This is a genomic window from Dactylosporangium salmoneum (assembly GCF_039532525.1).
Taxonomy (GTDB): Bacteria; Actinomycetota; Actinomycetes; order Mycobacteriales; family Micromonosporaceae; genus Dactylosporangium; species Dactylosporangium salmoneum.
Window position 1 is genome coordinate 13,803 of sequence record NZ_BAAARV010000029.1, and the last position, 15,614, is coordinate 29,416.

Sequence of the window (15,614 nt, forward strand, 5' to 3'; positions counted from 1 at the left end):
GTCCGGGGCGACCGGGCGTGGAACTGGTGGACACGGCCGGCGTGCCGGTGACCGACGTAGCGGGGTTCTGCGGCTGTTGGTGGTACGGGACTACTCGCCCAACACCAACGCGCCAGCACCGGCGACTGGACCGACTACGCCGCCGACGTCAGCCGCCACCCCAACCGATAGGAAAAACATCGCCGATGAAGCCCACTGACCGGTGGAAGCAGCTGCTCGAGCAGCGACTCCACGAAGCCGTCAACGTGCTCGGGCAAACCCCCGGCCTGCACGGACTCATCGTCGCCGGCAGCGTCGGACGCGGCGCACCCTGGCCCATGTCTGACATCGACCTGCTGCCCATCTACGCCTCCGCCGACCCCGCCGAGTCCGCAACCCAGCTCGACAAACGCCGAGCCGAACTCGTCGACTGGTGGGCCGCCTCCGGCCGCGCCCAAACCCTCGACATCGGCTGGCTCGCCTTCACCACCACCGAGATCCGCGAGGCAATCGCGGCCGGACCAGACCACGCCGCCACCCGCATCGCCGACCCACGCTGGTTCCACGGAATCGACAAGGCATACGGCGGGCACGCCGCCGATCCCGACGACGAACTCGGCGCCGCCTTCACCGCCTGGATAGCCGAGGCCCGCTTCCACCCGACCGTCGTCGCCACCCGCATCAACACCTGGCGCCAACAGGCCACCGACGCTCTCGCCGAAGCAACCCAGACCCAGACCGACGACCCCACCAAGGCCACCCACCTGCTGCGCGTCTCCGCCCGCGCGCTGCGCATGGTCCTCATCGAGCAATGGGGCGAACGACTCGGCTCCATGGGCCGTGAATGGACCCGCTTCGAACGCATGGCAGAACGCCACGGCCAACCAGCCCTCGCCGCCCGGATCGCCGCCCTGGCCGCCGCCGACACGGCCAGCGCAACCCAGCGCGCCGAACTCGCCCCGCCATGGCTGCACGAACGCATCGACCTCTGCTACGCCGCCCGCATCGCGGTCGGCGAAGACGCCAGCTGGGCCGAGAACGCACGCGACCAGATCGCGGCCTTCACCGTCCACGTCGTCAACCACCGCCCCGACCTCGACGGCCCCTGGACCAACACACCCGACCCCGCCCTCGACACCCACCTCGCCGAACTTCGTGATCTCATCACCCAGCACGGCTGAGCCACACCGAGCCGAGACGGGAAGGCATTCAGACAGTTGGAATATCTGACGTCGCCAGAGCAGATCTCCGACCCCGTCGTGCTGGCCGACTACCGGGCCGTCCTGCAACCTGGCGCCACCATCGCCGGCCCCCCTCGCGAACACCCTGCGCCGCGGCGAACTGGACCAGTCCGCCCTGGACTGGCTGCAGACCAACTTCTACAAGACCGAACTCGAACTCGGCCGCTGCCTGCGTCTGCCCAAGAAGACCCCTGCGAGTGCGACATCTACCTGACCTGCCCCAAGTTCGTCACCACGCCCCAGTACATCCCGCGCCGGAAGAACGGCTACGCACGGAGGAACAGCTCATCGCCGACGCCACCGAACGCGGTTGGGCCCGCGAGGTCGAGCGACACCGCTGCACCGCCGACCGCATCCGAGGCCTCCTTAACGAACTTGGTCTCGAGTCACCGAGTGTCCGCTGAATGAGCGACGGCGGGCCCGCACTCGACCGGGAGGATCGGCCTTTGGGGGCTGCGCTGTCGAACGGGCGGTACGCTCCCGCCGTGACGAACGCGCCAACAACCGACAGCGCTGACGAGGCTCCCAGCACTGCGGTGGTGGAACGCGTGCTGGCCAAGGCCGCTGAAGTGCTGATCATCGAAGCCTCAGTCGACGATCTTGACCGAGCCGACGCGCGTCGCACTGTGGTGTCCGGGCAGGCGATGACCGAACTGGTCCGGCTGCTGGCTGTCGTGGACGGCGGCACCGGAGATCGCTGCCGGTGCCGTGGCTGGCCGACGATCCTCGTGTTCGACACCACCGGCCGCGAGATCGCCCAGTGGTCTCTGCACCACCAGACCGGCATCAGGGGCCTCGGCAACTGCGACGCGGACCTGCGCGACGGCCCAGCGCTCACCGACTGGCTGGCTGAGCGAGGTTTGACCAGGTCGCGAGAGGTCCAGCAGATGCTGGCCCAACAAGCGACGGAAGAAGAGGCGCGTCGCGGAGAGTGGGTCAAGGCAGCGCCATCGGATCTCGCCCAGCCCGCCGAGGCCGCATCGCACCGCGAGACGGACGCGGAGGACAGGCTTGCCGAGCTCGTAGCCCAGCGATACCCCGACCCCATGAAGCGAATCTTGATGCTCGTGGCATGGGCGGGCTTCCCAGCGCGCCACACGACCACGATGGGCGGAACACCGTGGTACGAACTCGCGCCTCAACGCATGGTGCTGGCCGAGCCAACTGAACTGATCCTCGACGTCTTGACGCGCGCGCCATTGACACCAAGCGAGCTCGATGGCGCCGCAGAGCTGTTCACGTCCTTTGCATGGACTACTTCTCCGCACACCGACATTCCGGAGTCGCTGAAGTCTGCTCTGATCGCACACGTGACGGCGACCGGGACGGATCCGATGAAGTTCCAAATGCGCCATGGATACGGCGCCGAGTTAACGGAATGACGCGGGTCAGCGATCGCGCCGTCACGGTCACCAGTGTGATGTCCACCACCAGGCTCTGAGATTGTCCAGATAAGCCCGGAACAACCCGTCCAGTCGATGGGCAGGTCACCGGCGGCCGCGATGGCCAGCGGAGAGAGAGGGGTATCGCCACCGAGGCGACGCGGTACAGGGCTCCCGCGCCAGCGAGGCGTGGCGAAAGAGCGGCACCGTGTCATACGGGCAGCAGGGCCAGCGTCGGTGCGGCAGGTCCAACCGGTTCCAACACCGGCCAGTCCACGCTGCCAGTGGCGGGACGCGCCGATCGGGGCATTTCCGCCGAGGCGTCCCAACGCTTCCGCCGGGACGACCTACGACCTGGCCAGGCTGCGGCCGTGCCGCCAGGCAACACGTATCGCGCACATGTGAGGCCCCGCCGAGACAGCTATGGCCAGACGCGTACAACTCGCCAACTTGCGTCACGAATTTGTGCAGCAAGCGCCGAGGTTGGTGGGACGACGCCCGGGTAGAGCGCTGCGGTGGAGACGGATGAAGCGCGAAGCATGCAGGTCGACTGGGCCTCGCGCCGCCTGGTCGTCGAGGTCGACGCACCGTTCGAGCACGCGGTTGCCCGCTACGAGGCCGCCGTGCCCGCCTATCCGGCCGACCGCGTCGACCGGCTCGTGGCTGAGCACGCCGAGTGGCCGGCCATGCTCGACCTCATCGACGAGGTCGCCGAGCACGGGTTCATGATCTATTGGAAGACCGACCTCGACCCCGTCATGGGACTCGCCGGGGACGACGCGCACTGCGCCGCGTACCTCATGGGCAACCATACGATCGCCGAGAAGATGTTCCGGCACGATCCGGCCGTGATGCTGTACGCCCCGTTGCGCACGGTCATCTCGCAGGCGCCCGGCGGGCCGACGCTGTTCTCGACCGATCAGCCCAGCCGGCAGTTCTCGTCGTTCGGGCGCATGGACATCGCCGCCGTCGGCGTCGAGCTGGACCACAAGCTCGCCGGGCTGCTCGAGGTGCTGGACCTGCCGGTGCCGGACTGCCTCACCGTCTGACGGGCGGCTACGCGGCGCGCGTGACCTGGTCGTCCATCCGGCGGCGGGCCCGTTCCATGAGGAGGCGGCGGTCGCGGCGCGGGCGCGGTATCAGTATTGCGGACGACGATAGCCGCACGTAGCCATAGCCGACGATGTGCGGCGAGCCGAGCATCGATGAGGTTCTGCACAGGGGCATCGTTCGCCGTTCACGGCTGCGGGTTCGGGCAGTTCTCGACGACCTGGATGATTCCGAAGAGCGGTCCGGGTGGCGCTGGCTCGCCCGGGCCCACGTGCCATTCCACGCGCACGTCGAACTCGACGATCGTGGTCCGAGGTGACAGGTTCGCCCGGCTGATCGCGGGCAATCGGTAGGTGAACACCTTCCGCCCGGCGTCGAACAGCATGCGCGCGGTGCCGTGGTAGCGGTCGCTTTCCGTGTCGGCGGCGTACTCCAGCTGCACGGTCAGCGCCGCCGTCCCCGGCCCGACCGGCGCGACCTCGACGGTGACCTCGGGCCGCTCCGGCGCCGGCGGCGTGCACGCGAACGGCCTGACGACCACGGGTTCGACCCCTATCGCCCGCACGGTCGCCCTCGCGCCGACCGCCAGCGTGGGGCTGGCACTCGCGCTCGCCGACGCGACGACCACGAGCGGCGTCGACGCCCGGCTCGGAAGCCTCGGCACCGACGTCGGGACCGGTTCCGTCTCGTCGGCAGCTCCGCATCCGGTCAGCACGAACAGCGCCAGACCCGCAACGACACCGCCCCTGACCGCCACAGCGAGAGAGGATACGGTTCAAACCCCAGACGTGTTGCCCCTGCCGATCATCGTGAAGCTCGATCCGAGCGTGCGCATGCTCGCCCACCTGCACGTGGGCGCCGGCAGCGAGGCCGAGCTGTACGACAGCTGCCACGCGATGGCCATCGCCAACGATGCCGATCCCGACGACCAGCGATCGCGCCCTGCCGAGGCGACGGCTGGCGTACCAGAGTGGTCCGGGGTTTGGCGATCACCCGCCGATAGCCCGCAACGCAGCCCATCGGGATCGCCGGTAGCCGGGCCCCGGTTGGACCGGCTGCCGTGCTAACGCGTGTGGCGCAGCGGGTGCTCCGCCGCGGTCGGCGGGCCGGGGTTGAGGGGGCCGGGCTGGCCGTGGCTGGCAGGCAGGTCGGCGAGGGCCAGCCGGTGGCGGCCGTTGCCGGCCAGCCGCCAGACCGGGTCGGCGGGGTCGGTGCCGGACTCCGGGGAGGTGGTCGCGACGACGAGGGTGGGTTCGGGACGTTCGGCCAGGCGCCGGTGCAGGTGCTGCTCGCGGGTCCGGCTGGGCAGGGCGAACAGGATCGGGTAGGTGGGGCCGCCCTCGGCGGTCAGCCGCCGGTGCGAGGTGAGCTTGTCGGCGACCTTGCCGATCGGTTCGGTGCCCCGGTCCAGCTCGAGGAAGAACCCGACCTGCCGGTCGCCGGCCGCCCAGATGCCGTGCCCGTCGGGGTGGATGCGTTGGCCGAATCTGTTGGCTGTGGTGCGTTCGGACCACCAGCGCAGCAGCGACGTGGTCCGGTCGGCGCGGCTGCGGGCCAGCAGCCGGGTGCCGACCCAGTTGACCGCGATGAGGTGGTCCAGGGTCGGGCTGGCGTAGATGCGGTCCTGGCGCTCCCGCAGTGCTTTCGGGGTGGGTGGGGATTCCCCGGCCGCCAGGGCGGTCATGCGGGAGGAGAGCGGCCCGGCGACCCAGCACACGACGTTCGGCGTCCCGGGCTGGTTGCGGCGGATGAACCGGTCGACGAACCCGATGGAGCGAAGGATGCCCAGGCGGTGCCGGCAGGTGATCGGGTTGGTGAAGAGGATGGCGGTGAGCTGGTCGGTGGTGAGCATGGTGTGCTCGTGCAGGAGGGCGGCGATGGCGTAGTCGCGGGGGCGGAGCCGGTGGGAGATCTGGATGAGGGTCGAGCCGTGCGTGGGCGGGCCGGCGTCGGTGGTACGGGGCTGGTGAGTGCGGTGGTTCCCCGGTCGGGAGACTTCCCCTGCAGGGAAGTGTCGGGTCGGGTCGGTGCCGGGCATGTGGGCTCCTAGCTGCGGTGTTGGGTGGTCTGGGTTGGCCTGGGGCCGGCCGGGCGGTGTGGGATGCCGGCCGGGGTGCCGGCCGGCCCGGTGACCGGGGCGAGGCCGGCGGTCCGCCTGATCGACGCAGCGGTGGTGAGGGGCGTCTTTGGTGCGGCGTGCGGTGAGGTTCAGCGCGCTGCGCCCGTTTCTCCCGTGGCGGTTGCAGCGCGCTTCGCCGTGCCGGCAGGAGCTGCGCCTCGCGCGGGATGTGCGTGGCGGTGGGTGTCCTCGTCGGCCTGCCAGTGGCTGAACCGCCGCCCGGCGAGGGTGCGCAGGTATCTGGGGATGCGGTTGGCGGGAATGCCGACCAGCCGCGGGCCGATGACCGCGAGGAGGTCGGAGGCTTCCTGGGAGGACCAGCCGGCCGCGGCGATCGCGGCTTCGTCGGGGAATACGTCGGCGACCCGGTCGACGGCGGGGTCGAGTAGGTGGTCCTGCGTGCCGCCGTAGGAGTAGACCCACCGGAGGTTCGGTGGCGGGTTGGGTTCGACCAGCCGCCGGAAGCGCGTGACTTCTTTGGTGTAGGCGTAGAACGTGTGGCCGGGCCGGGCCCGGCAGATGCGCAGCCATGCCCGCAGGTAGTCGTCGGTGAAGAAGTCGCCGGAGTCGTGCACCCTGATCCACGCGCTGTGGTAGCGGCGGGCGCCGAGCTCGGCCGTCATGGCGTCCTCCCACCCGGCCAGGTCGTCGAGGACGAACGCGAGGTTGGCGTGGTGGCGGCGGCGCGCGGTGGGCCACAGGTAGGTGCCGTTGCGGGCGTAGCAGACGTGCCGGCAGATCCCGGCGGACGGGCAGGTGTTGTAGGTGCGTCCGTCGGACAGCCGGCCCGCCCAGGCGGGCAGGGTCCAGTTCCACACGCCGATGGCCTTCATCTCGCGGTTCTGCGTGAGCAGCCATCCGGGCCGCGGAAACGGTGGTGTGACAGCGGTTTCGGGCATGGGAGTCCCCTGATGTGTGAAGGGGCGAGGGATCGTGCGCGGCAAGTGCAGGGCTGCCGTGTGGTGCTGGTCAGCCCGGGGCGGGCGGCAGCGCGGTGTGGATGCGCCGGCACATGCGCCGCAGGTCGGACTGCGAGAGGGTGTCGGCGCTCAGGTCGAGGGCCTGCAGGTGGCCCGGGCGGTGCTGGCGGGGCCGCAGCGGGTAGGCGTCGTGGACGGCGAGGAGCCAGTCGGGCAGCGGCCGGCCGGACGACAGGATCAGGCTCCAGGTCGGGCCGTGCAGGCGGATGACGGCCAAGGCTCCGCTGGCGGTGTACGCGACCCGGACGAGGTCGGGGTCTCGGCTGGCGGCGACGTGCGGCGCGGCGGTGAGGAGCTCGTGTAGCTGCGGGCGCAGGTTGAGGTAGGCGGGGTGGCGGTGGATGTTGCGGACCGGGCCGCCGAGCAGCCGCGCGGTGTAGAGCTGGTTGGCGATCTGGTCGGCCAGCCGCCGCCGGTGGGTCGGGTCGGGTGCCGTGGTGTTGGGCGTGCTCACAGGTGTGCTCCCGGTGTCGGGGCCGGCAACGGCAAGCGCCGCGTGCCTGGTGGGGTCACGCGGCGCTGTCGGGTGCGGCGGTCGGGCCTGGTTGGCTGGGGTGGTGGCCGGGGGGTTTGACGCCGGCCAGCCGGGCGACCGCGGCCGGGTTGTTGGCTGGCCGGGCGACGTTGGCCAGGGCGGCCTGGCGGGCCGCGGTGCTCTCCCCGACGACCGGTTTGGCCGGTTGGGTCAGCAGCGTGAATGCTGGTGTCTCGCGGCCGTCGACGACGAGCCGGCACGCGGCCTGGAACGCGTCGAGGTGCGACAGGTCGTGTTCGGCGAGCTCGGGCATGGTGTGCCGGGCGAGCTGGTGGGCGTCCTCCGGCGCACAGCTGAAGTAGATTTTGTTGCGGGCGTTGGCGCTGAGGGCCAGCTGCGTCTCCCGCGGCATCTGGGTGAGGTTTTGATGCGCGAGCACGAGCCCGAGTCGGTAGCCGCGGGCTTCGGCGAGCATGTCGCCGACGCTGCCGGGCAGGTTCAGGAAGTTGTGGGATTCGTCGATGTAGGCCACTGCGTCGCGGCGGGCGTCCTCGGCGAGGCGGGTGCGGGCGGTGGCCGCCTGCCAGGCCGAGGCGAGGATGAACGACCCCATCAGCCGCGACGTCTCCTCGCCGATCTGGCCTTTGGGCAGCCGGGCGAGCAGGATGCCGCCGTCGAGGACACGGCGCATGTCGACCGTCGAGCGGGGCGCGCCGATGGTCTGGCCGACGAACGGGCGGGTGAGGAAGCTGCGCAGCCGGGCCAGGACCGGACCGATGACCTGGGAGCGCACCGGCGGGGGAGTGCTCTCGAACCATTGCCAGAACCCCAGCAGCCCTTCCGGATCGTCGAGGTCGGCGGTGAATGCGGCGCGGAACTGCTTGTCCTGCAACAGCGACGGGACCAGGGTCAGGGTGGCGTTGGCCTTGCGTAGCAGGGTCAGGCACGCCATGCGCAGCGTGTCGTCGATGCGCGGGCCCCAGTGCTTCTGGAAGATCTTGCCGAAGATGGACACGACGTGGTCGACGACGAGGTCGTGGTCGCTGCCGGCGAGGGGGTTGAGGGTGGCGCCGGCGGGCTGGTCGGGGTCGATGAGGAACAGCCGCTTGTCGGCGACCTTCGCCGGGAGCCGGTCCAGGATGTCGGTGACGAGGTCGCCTTTGGGGTCGATGACGATGACCCCGCGCCGGGCGTGGACATCCTCCAGGACCATGTTCAGTAGCAGCGTGGACTTGCCGGAGCCGGTGGAGCCGAGCACGTGGACGTGCTGGCGGGCGTCGGCGGCCTTGAGCGCGACCTTGTGCCCGCCGACCTGGGAGACGCCGAGGACTTTGGTTGCGCGGCCGCCGGCGGCGACCGCGATCGGGGCGGGCACCGGCCTGGCGCGGGCGCGGTCCAGACCGGGGACGGCGATGTCGGTGGGCAGTCCCGCGACCGATGCCAGCTCGGCGCTGCTGAGCAGGAACCCGCGGTGCAGCACCCGGGTGGCCAGCGCCGTGGCGGGGTGTTTGAGCCGCAGGCGGCGGAACCGGTTGCGGCTGGTGTAGACGCCGAACGCTGCGGCGAGGCCGTCGGCGAGGGCGGCGAGCCGCGGCTGGCGGGTTTGCGGGGTGCCGCCGCGGCCGGTGTGGGCGACGGCGTAGCGGATGGCGACCTCCCACAGCGGTGCCCCGGCGAGCTTGTCGACGGCCGCGCGGGCGTCGCGGTCGCGCTGCGGGTCGGCGCCGGGCTGGTACGCCGGGTACCGGCTGGGCGCCCTGGTGTGACTCGGGCGGCGGCCGGTGCCGAACGCCTGCAGGACGTCCAGGGCGCCGCGCAGCCAGGCGGCCGGGTCGAGCAGGTCGCGGGGCGGTGTCCCGGTCCGCAGGGCCTGCACCCCGGCGCGCAGCCGGCGGATGTGCCGGTTGGTGGCGGGCCGGGCCAGGACCTGCACGCAGGCGGTCTCGTCGTGGCGAAGCGGGACGGCGGCCTGGATCAGGGTGCGCAAGGGGTCGGCGTCGTGGCCGGTCTCGAGGGGGAACCACGCAGGCAGCGCCGGGGCCAGGGCGCCCCCTTCGCTGATCGCCGCCAGCGGCAGCGGCGCGGTGGCGTCGGTGTCCTCGGTCGCGGCGCCCGGCCAGGCGCCGCGGATCGCGGCCAGGACCGGCCCGGCGGGGATGGTGCCGGGCAGCCAGATGCCGATCTGCAGCTGCCGGCCCGACCACCGGTATTCCACGGCCAGGTGGGCGCGCCCGCCGCGCAGCCGGCGCCGCAGGATTTCGGCGAGGGTGGCCCACAGCACGCCTGCACCGGAGGGTTCGACCTGCGGCGGCGGGCTGATGAGGATCAGCCGCGCCTGCTCCTGCAGGCGGGCTTGGTGGCGGGCGGCGAAGATCCTGCGGGTGGCGTCCCCGGCCGCGAGCAGCACGACGAGGACGGCAAGGAGCCACGGGCGATGCGCGCACCAGCTGCCGACGGCGGTCGCTGTGTGCTGGACCCACTGTGACGGGCCGGGTGGGGTGAATCCCGGCGCCGGTGGTGGGGTGGGTGTGGGAGCAGGTGACGGTGGTGGGGCAAGGAAGGCGGCGGGCCTGATCATGCGGTGAGCCCTTCCGAGACGAACAAGGGGCTGGCCCCGGGGGAGGTGCGCCCGGGGCCAGCCATTGGGGGGTGGGGACCCCGCGCAGGCGTGCGGGGTGGTGGCCTACTCCTCGTCGACTTCCAGGTCGCCGATGCAGAGGCGGTGCTCCTGCTTGGAGGCCACGGCCTGAAACGCCACCCGATGGGTGCCGGAGATCAGCAGGCCTTCGCCGCGGCGAGCCGACAGCAGCAGCCGTGCCTCGCCAGCGGTCAGGCCGAAACTGCCGGCGACGGCGTCGACCGACTGCGCGGCCTGGCGCAGCAGCACCTGGGTGGCCGCGTTGGCGATCACGGCCTGGCCGAGGTCGCAGCCGAGCAGGTCACCGACGTCCTGGGTGATGACGCCGAGGCCGGCGCGGCGTTTGCGGGCGCTTTTGCTCAGCCGGTACAGGAACTTCGCGCCCTCGCCGTCCTTGAGCAGGACCCACGCCTCATCGACGATGACCAGGCGGCGGGGCGGCCGCCTCGACTTCGCCGGCGGCACGTCCACCTCGCGCCAGATCGCGTCGAGCGCCAGCAGCATGCCTGGGGCGCGCAGCTCGTCGGCGAGCTGCCGGGTGGACCACACCACCAGCTGTCCATTGGGGACGGTCGTGGTCGGGCCGTCGAAGAGGTCCTTGAAGCTGCCCGACACCCACGGGGTGAGCCGAGCGGCGAGGGTGACCGCCGCGTCGGTGCCGTCGGCGGTCAGCGCGGCGGAGACGTCACGCAGCAGCGGCGCCTGCCGCTGCCAGGTGTCGGGGTCGTTGGAGATCCCGGCCGCGGTGTACGCGGCGATGATCGCCTTGTCCAGGGCGGCGCGTTCGCCTGGCGGCGGCTGCTCGCCCAGCAGCACCGAGACGAGGGTGTGCAGGAACAGCGCCCGCCGGGTCCGGGCATCACGGCGGCGGTCGCCGGCCGGGACGTCCAGGGGGTTGAGGCGGACACCGCCGGCGCCGAGGTGGATGGTGATGCCGCCGACGGCGGCGGCCAGCCGGTGGTACTCGTCGTCGGGGTCGATGACGGACACGTGCACCCCGTCGGCCAGGGACCGCAGAACCTCCAGTTTGACGAAGTAGCTCTTGCCGGCGCCGCTGCGGGCGAGCACGACCGAGTTGGCGTTGTGCTGGTTCCAGCGGTCCCACCAGACGATCCCGGCCGAGTCGGGGTTGAGGCCGTAGAGCATGCCGCCGGCCGGGGCAGGTTCCCCGGGCAGCGGCGCGGGCAGGTCCGGGGAGGCCAGGGGGAACATGGTGGCGATGGCCTCGGTGTCCATCACCCGGCGCATGCCAAGGTTGTCGGTAGCCAGGGGCAGGGTGGAGATCCAGCCCTGCAGCTGCCGCCAGGTGGCCGGCTGGGTGTCCAGCAGCACCGAGGCAGCCACAGCCCGGACGTGCGCGACGGACTCCTGCAGCTCCTCCACGCTCGCCGCATGCACACACAGGTACAGGCCGACGCGGAACAGCTTGCTGTGGCCGCGGGCGATGCGGTCGGCGAGCTCCGCAGCATCGTCGGCCGCCGCCTCGGCGGCCGGGTCGAGCAGCCGACCCTGCTCGGTATCGGCGCGCCGGTTGGACTCCAGCCGGCCGCGCTGCTTACGCAGCCGGCCGGCGGCGACCTGCGGGGTGAGCGGATCGATGTAGACCACGACGTCGAGGCGGCCGGGCCAGCCCAGCAGCGGATCGAGCCAGGCGGCGCCGACTTCGGCCGGGTAGCCGGTCACAATCAGCACCGCGGCGTAGCCGTCGCCGAGCTGCAGGAAGCGGGGCATGTTGACGACGCCGGCCGGGCCCAGAACGGACGCAAGCCCGGCCTGCTCGGCCGCGCTCTCAACGTTGTCGCCGGAGGCGTTTCGCGTGCGGGACAGCCATTTCACGTGAGGTCTCCTTGTCCGGTCACCGCCGCGCCCGGGCGAGCCCGGGGCCAGGTGACGTCGACCGGGGCGTACGGGTCGGTGGCGCAGGTGAGCGCCGCGGTGGCGGCCGCGCCGTCGAGGACAGCGGTCTGCGCGCCGAGTGCCGCCAGGGCTGCGGCGGCCTGGTCGGCGCGGCGCAGGACCTCGGCACCGCGGCCCTTGTCGGTGTTGGCGGTGACCGCGACCGTGACGGTGCGCCACAGCGGGTCGCGGTGCTCGGCCAGCTGGTCGAGAAACGCCGCGTAGTCGTACGCGGCGCCGGCCAGGGCCTGGTTGGGGATGGTGGCGGCGATGTCGGCGACGCGCTGGGCGTGGCTGGACAGGTCCACCCGCTGGGCGGAGATGACCAGCTGCACCGGCCCGGACAGGCCGTTGAGCCAGCGGCCGTAGGCGCCGATCAGCGCCAGTTGCTCGTCGTTGGAGCGCAGGTCCAGGTTGACCGTCGTCGCAGCCACCAAGGCCACGGCCTGGTCGCCGGTGTCGATGACGCCGGCCGGCGAGATGGCCCGTGCGGGCAGCCGCAGGTGCGGCACCGCCATCCCCGGCCCGGGCGCCCAGCCGGGCACCGCTTCGGCGGCCGCGGCGGCGTGGTGCTTCGGCGCCCGGGTCTGCCGGATCGCCGACAGCAGCCACCGGTCCAGGCTCAACCCGTCGCGGCGGCCCAGCGCGAGCACGATCGCCGCGCCGCCGACCGGGACCAGGATCGCGATCAGGATCGGCTGTGGCAGGACCTGCCCGAAGCCCTTGACCAGGCCGTAGGCGACCGCGGCAGCGGCCGCGAGGATCGCCAGCTGCCGCGCCGTCAACCCGTAGACGATCTTGTCTGGTTGGTCGACGTCGGCCGGGATTCGAGCGCGCGGGGTGGCGTCGTCCTCAGCGCGCATCCGTGCCACCCACCGTCGGCGTGGCAGCCTTCAACCATCGGGTGTACAGGTCGACGCCCTCGGCGAGCTCGTCGACGGTGTAGGCGTAGATCGGCCGGCCAGTTGGCCAGGCCACCGCCACGACCGTGCGGTTGGCAGCGGCGGACGGCGACGCAATCGGTGTGGTATCGCGGCTCACGGACGGGTCCTTCCGGTGCGTGGAACGGCGCCGCGGCTTCTGGCGCGGCGGGTGTAGACGTCGACGCCGTCGGCGAGCTCGTCGGCGGTGTAGGGGCGGACCGGCCGCCCAGTCGGGTAGGCGGTGCCGACCACACCAGGCCCGGCGCCGGCCGGCGGCCGTGACGGCACTCGCCCCGGCGCTGCAGTGGTCGGTTGCGGTAGCGGGCGGGCGCCACCGCCGCGGGGCGTGCGGGTTGGCCACGGCGGGTCGCCGCCACGGACCGCGCCCGGGCCGCCGCGACCGCGGCGGCGGACCACGCCCGTGCCGCGCGCCGTACGGCCATCACCGACGACGCGGCGCAGGCCCCGGGTCAGGTGCTGGATGAGCACAACCCGCAGGAACGTCCCGGCCTGGCTGGGCGAGGACTTCGTGACGTACCGGCGCATCATGCCCGGGATCTTGAGGATGGCCCACAGCAGGCACAGCACGATCAGCAGGTTCATCACCACGCCCGAGTCGCCGGGCAGACCCAGCGCGGGCAGGTTGGCCTGCGGGTTGAGGAACACCACCAGGGTCGTGTGCAACGCGACCGCCTGGATCACGACGGTGCCCAGCGTGCCGAGCATGATGCGCCACCACAGCTTCGCGGCGGATTCGGTCTGTGGCGTCCCGTGCAACGCCAGCGCGAGCGGGGCGACACCGACGGCGACGAGCAGCACGCCCAGCCGGGCGATCCACTGAATCATCAGCATGCCGACCATCACGGCGATGATCAGCCCGATCAGCAGCATCAGGAAGCCCGATGCGCTCACGCCGGTCTGGTTGGACAGGCTGCCGACGACGATCGTCCGCACCTGCTGCATCGACCCGGACGAGGTGATGTCCTGGGAGGTCAGCGCCCTGGTCAGGCCGTTGGCCAAGCCGATGAGCTGCGAGCACAGCGGCATCGCGCCGTTCGCACCGAGCAGACCGATCACCAGCCGCGGGATCAGCTCGCCCGGCCCGTAGCGGCTCTGGATGGTGCCGCGGCCCATCACCAGCACGGCCATCCACAGCACGGCCAGCACGTACGCGGTGTTGACGATGGTCAGCGAGGTGCTGGAGATGGCCTTGACCTGTGGCAGCGTCGTCACGTCCGGGGAGACGAACGCCGTTGCCGCCAGCAGGTTCCACAGGATGTTCAGGCCGCCAATGACCCATTCGGCGAGCTTGTTGATGATGCCTTCGATGAGGCCGTCGGTGGCCCAGCTCATCGTCAGCCCCCGATCCAGCCCTTGACGACGGCGAGCAGGATCGGCGCGAGGACCGCCAAGGCGTACCCCATGAGCGCGGACTTCACCGCGGACTTGGCCTTGTCCACCTCGCTCGGATCGCCACCGGCCGCCAGGTACCGCAGGCCGCCGATGGTGAGGAACAGGGTGGCGACGCCGATCAGCAGGCCAGCGACCCACGCCGTGATGTTGGAGATGATCGTGGGCAAGTCGTGAGCGCCCGGCGCGTCCGGCGCAGGGGCCGCGTACGCCGGAACGGCCACGGCCACCGCCGAGGCGGTGGCCGTGAGGACGAGAACCAGACGGGAAATGTTGCGTCGCAACATGGCGCACCTCCCGCCCCAAGCGGGGCGATCGCAGGAGTTGAGATGCGCCACCGGGAACCGGGACGGGGCCGTGGGAGCGGGGCTCCTTTCAGCCGTGAGGGATCGGTTGCGAACACGTCCGGTCAGGCCGGCGCCGCCACGATCCCCGGGGCGCGGACACCGGCCGCCATACGGTCCGATGTCTTGCCCACCAAGGCCTGCTGTTGGCTGGCCGACACGGCCGCTGCGACAGCCCGGGCGCCCAACAGCGACCCAACACGGCGCCCGCGGCCGCGGTGCCGGCGCGAGCGCAGCGGCACGAACGACAGCTCGCCCCCTGCGATCGCTTGCTGGAGACGCCGTTCGGCCCGCGCCCGCCAGTCCGACGCGGTCTGCGGCGAGATGCCGAGCTCGCCGGCGACGCGAGCGAGGGTCTCGTGGTCCAGACGTGTCCCGGCGATCAGCCGGGCCTCGTCGCGGTCGATGACCGCCGTCGCCACGGCACGGGCCAGCACCAAATCGGGGTGGTCCCACGGCCGGATCGGCAGCAACGAGCCGGGCGTGCCGCTGCGGATCAGCACGGCGTCGGACTCGGCGACGCGGATCTTCCGCGCGGCGCGGACACCGGCGTCGACGAGCCGACCGCAGATCCGCGGCTCGTCAACATCGACGCTCGCCAGCCGCTCCATGAACCCGACAAGCAACTCGGCGTCCAAGTCGTGGGTGTCGCCGTGCCAGCCAGCCGCGAGCAGGCCGGCCTGCCGGCGCAGGCCCGGCATCGCCATCCCGACCGCGGCGACCCGCCATACCGGCCCATCCCGGCGGGCGCGCACGACCAGCTCCCGCCACACCGCATCCCGGACCGCACGGCCCGTACCCGACGCGAGCAGCAACCTGCGCAGCTGGTCCAGCGGCAGGACGCGGTCCGGCAGGCCGTCGAAACCGCGAGCGTCGAACGGCACATGGCTGGGCGCTTCGGCCAGCATGAGAAACGCCTTCTCCGCCGCGTCCAGCGGCGTCGTCGGCCACGATGAAGGGGTAGCCATTGGAGAACTCCTGACCACGCGGTGCGCCAAACCAATCCGGCGCGTGGACCGCTATTCAGGCAGCTCAACCCAACACTGCCCGGGCGATCAGATGTCCAGCGACCCGCGTCAGGCCTGGCCATCGACACCCAACGCCAACAGCCGAGCCAACCCCACGCACCTGCGCCCGCGACGGCAAGCCAACCATGCAGGTCGACGTGCCGTTGGGC

General features: G+C 71.8%; 15 protein-coding genes. 4 read left to right on the plus strand and 11 right to left on the minus strand.

Translation table 11 applies throughout. From position 1 onward, the window contains the following. Positions 1 to 185 precede the first annotated feature (185 nt). The 3 genes from ABD352_RS19600 (at position 186) to ABD352_RS19610 (ending at position 3,651) form a co-directional block, all read left to right on the plus strand. Entirely contained in the window at positions 186 to 1,160 is a 975-nt protein-coding gene (locus tag ABD352_RS19600; RefSeq protein ID WP_344613861.1) for a nucleotidyltransferase domain-containing protein, read from the plus strand. 599 nt (positions 1,161 to 1,759) lie between these two features. Then, on the plus strand, positions 1,760 to 2,602 hold the full coding sequence (locus tag ABD352_RS19605) for a hypothetical protein (protein WP_344613862.1): 843 nt from the start codon (positions 1,760 to 1,762) through the stop codon (positions 2,600 to 2,602). A gap of 539 nt (positions 2,603 to 3,141) precedes the next feature. Then, positions 3,142 to 3,651, plus strand: coding sequence for a DUF302 domain-containing protein (locus tag ABD352_RS19610; protein ID WP_344613863.1), 510 nt, complete (start codon positions 3,142 to 3,144; stop codon positions 3,649 to 3,651). A 188-nt stretch (positions 3,652 to 3,839) separates the two neighbouring features. On the opposite strand, the gene ABD352_RS19615 is transcribed toward ABD352_RS19610, so the two are convergent. Further along, on the minus strand, positions 3,840 to 4,193 hold the full coding sequence (locus ABD352_RS19615; RefSeq protein ID WP_344613864.1) for a hypothetical protein: 354 nt from the start codon (positions 4,191 to 4,193) through the stop codon (positions 3,840 to 3,842). On the opposite strand from ABD352_RS19615, the gene ABD352_RS19620 reads away from it, so the two are divergent. After that, positions 4,168 to 4,719, plus strand: a complete 552-nt coding sequence (locus tag ABD352_RS19620; RefSeq protein WP_344613865.1) for a hypothetical protein — start codon at positions 4,168 to 4,170, stop codon at positions 4,717 to 4,719. The two genes, ABD352_RS19615 and ABD352_RS19620, sit on opposite strands and share 26 nt — an antisense overlap. Here the strand turns inward: ABD352_RS19620 and ABD352_RS19625 are convergent. From ABD352_RS19625 to ABD352_RS19670, 10 genes are all read right to left on the minus strand, one after another. Beyond that, positions 4,716 to 5,690, minus strand: coding sequence for a replication-relaxation family protein (locus ABD352_RS19625; RefSeq protein WP_344613866.1), 975 nt, complete (start codon positions 5,688 to 5,690; stop codon positions 4,716 to 4,718). The two genes, ABD352_RS19620 and ABD352_RS19625, sit on opposite strands and share 4 nt — an antisense overlap. Before the next feature lie 170 nt (positions 5,691 to 5,860). Next, a complete protein-coding gene (locus tag ABD352_RS19630) occupies positions 5,861 to 6,670 on the minus strand; it encodes a GP88 family protein (RefSeq protein WP_344613867.1) in 810 nt (269 codons plus the stop codon). A gap of 70 nt (positions 6,671 to 6,740) precedes the next feature. Next, entirely contained in the window at positions 6,741 to 7,205 is a 465-nt protein-coding gene (locus ABD352_RS19635; protein ID WP_344613868.1) for a hypothetical protein, read from the minus strand. A gap of 55 nt (positions 7,206 to 7,260) precedes the next feature. Then, a complete protein-coding gene (locus ABD352_RS19640; RefSeq protein WP_344613869.1) occupies positions 7,261 to 9,633 on the minus strand; it encodes a type IV secretory system conjugative DNA transfer family protein in 2,373 nt (790 codons plus the stop codon). Between the two features lie 276 nt (positions 9,634 to 9,909). After that, positions 9,910 to 11,595 (minus strand): VirB4 family type IV secretion system protein, encoded by a 1,686-nt coding sequence (locus ABD352_RS19645; protein ID WP_344613964.1) that lies wholly within the window; start codon positions 11,593 to 11,595, stop codon positions 9,910 to 9,912. A gap of 101 nt (positions 11,596 to 11,696) precedes the next feature. Continuing rightward, a complete protein-coding gene (locus ABD352_RS19650; RefSeq protein WP_344613870.1) occupies positions 11,697 to 12,623 on the minus strand; it encodes a PrgI family protein in 927 nt (308 codons plus the stop codon). Beyond that, a complete protein-coding gene (locus ABD352_RS19655) occupies positions 12,613 to 12,801 on the minus strand; it encodes a hypothetical protein (protein ID WP_344613871.1) in 189 nt (62 codons plus the stop codon). Before ABD352_RS19655 ends, ABD352_RS19650 begins: the two co-directional genes overlap by 11 nt. Then, positions 12,798 to 14,036, minus strand: a complete 1,239-nt coding sequence (locus ABD352_RS19660) for a conjugal transfer protein TrbL family protein (protein WP_344613872.1) — start codon at positions 14,034 to 14,036, stop codon at positions 12,798 to 12,800. The genes ABD352_RS19655 and ABD352_RS19660 overlap by 4 nt, the downstream gene beginning before the upstream one ends. Positions 14,037 to 14,038: 2 nt before the next feature. After that, positions 14,039 to 14,380, minus strand: coding sequence for a pilin (locus ABD352_RS19665; protein WP_344613873.1), 342 nt, complete (start codon positions 14,378 to 14,380; stop codon positions 14,039 to 14,041). 122 nt (positions 14,381 to 14,502) lie between these two features. Then, a complete protein-coding gene (locus ABD352_RS19670; RefSeq protein WP_344613874.1) occupies positions 14,503 to 15,435 on the minus strand; it encodes a hypothetical protein in 933 nt (310 codons plus the stop codon). Positions 15,436 to 15,614 lie beyond the last annotated feature (179 nt).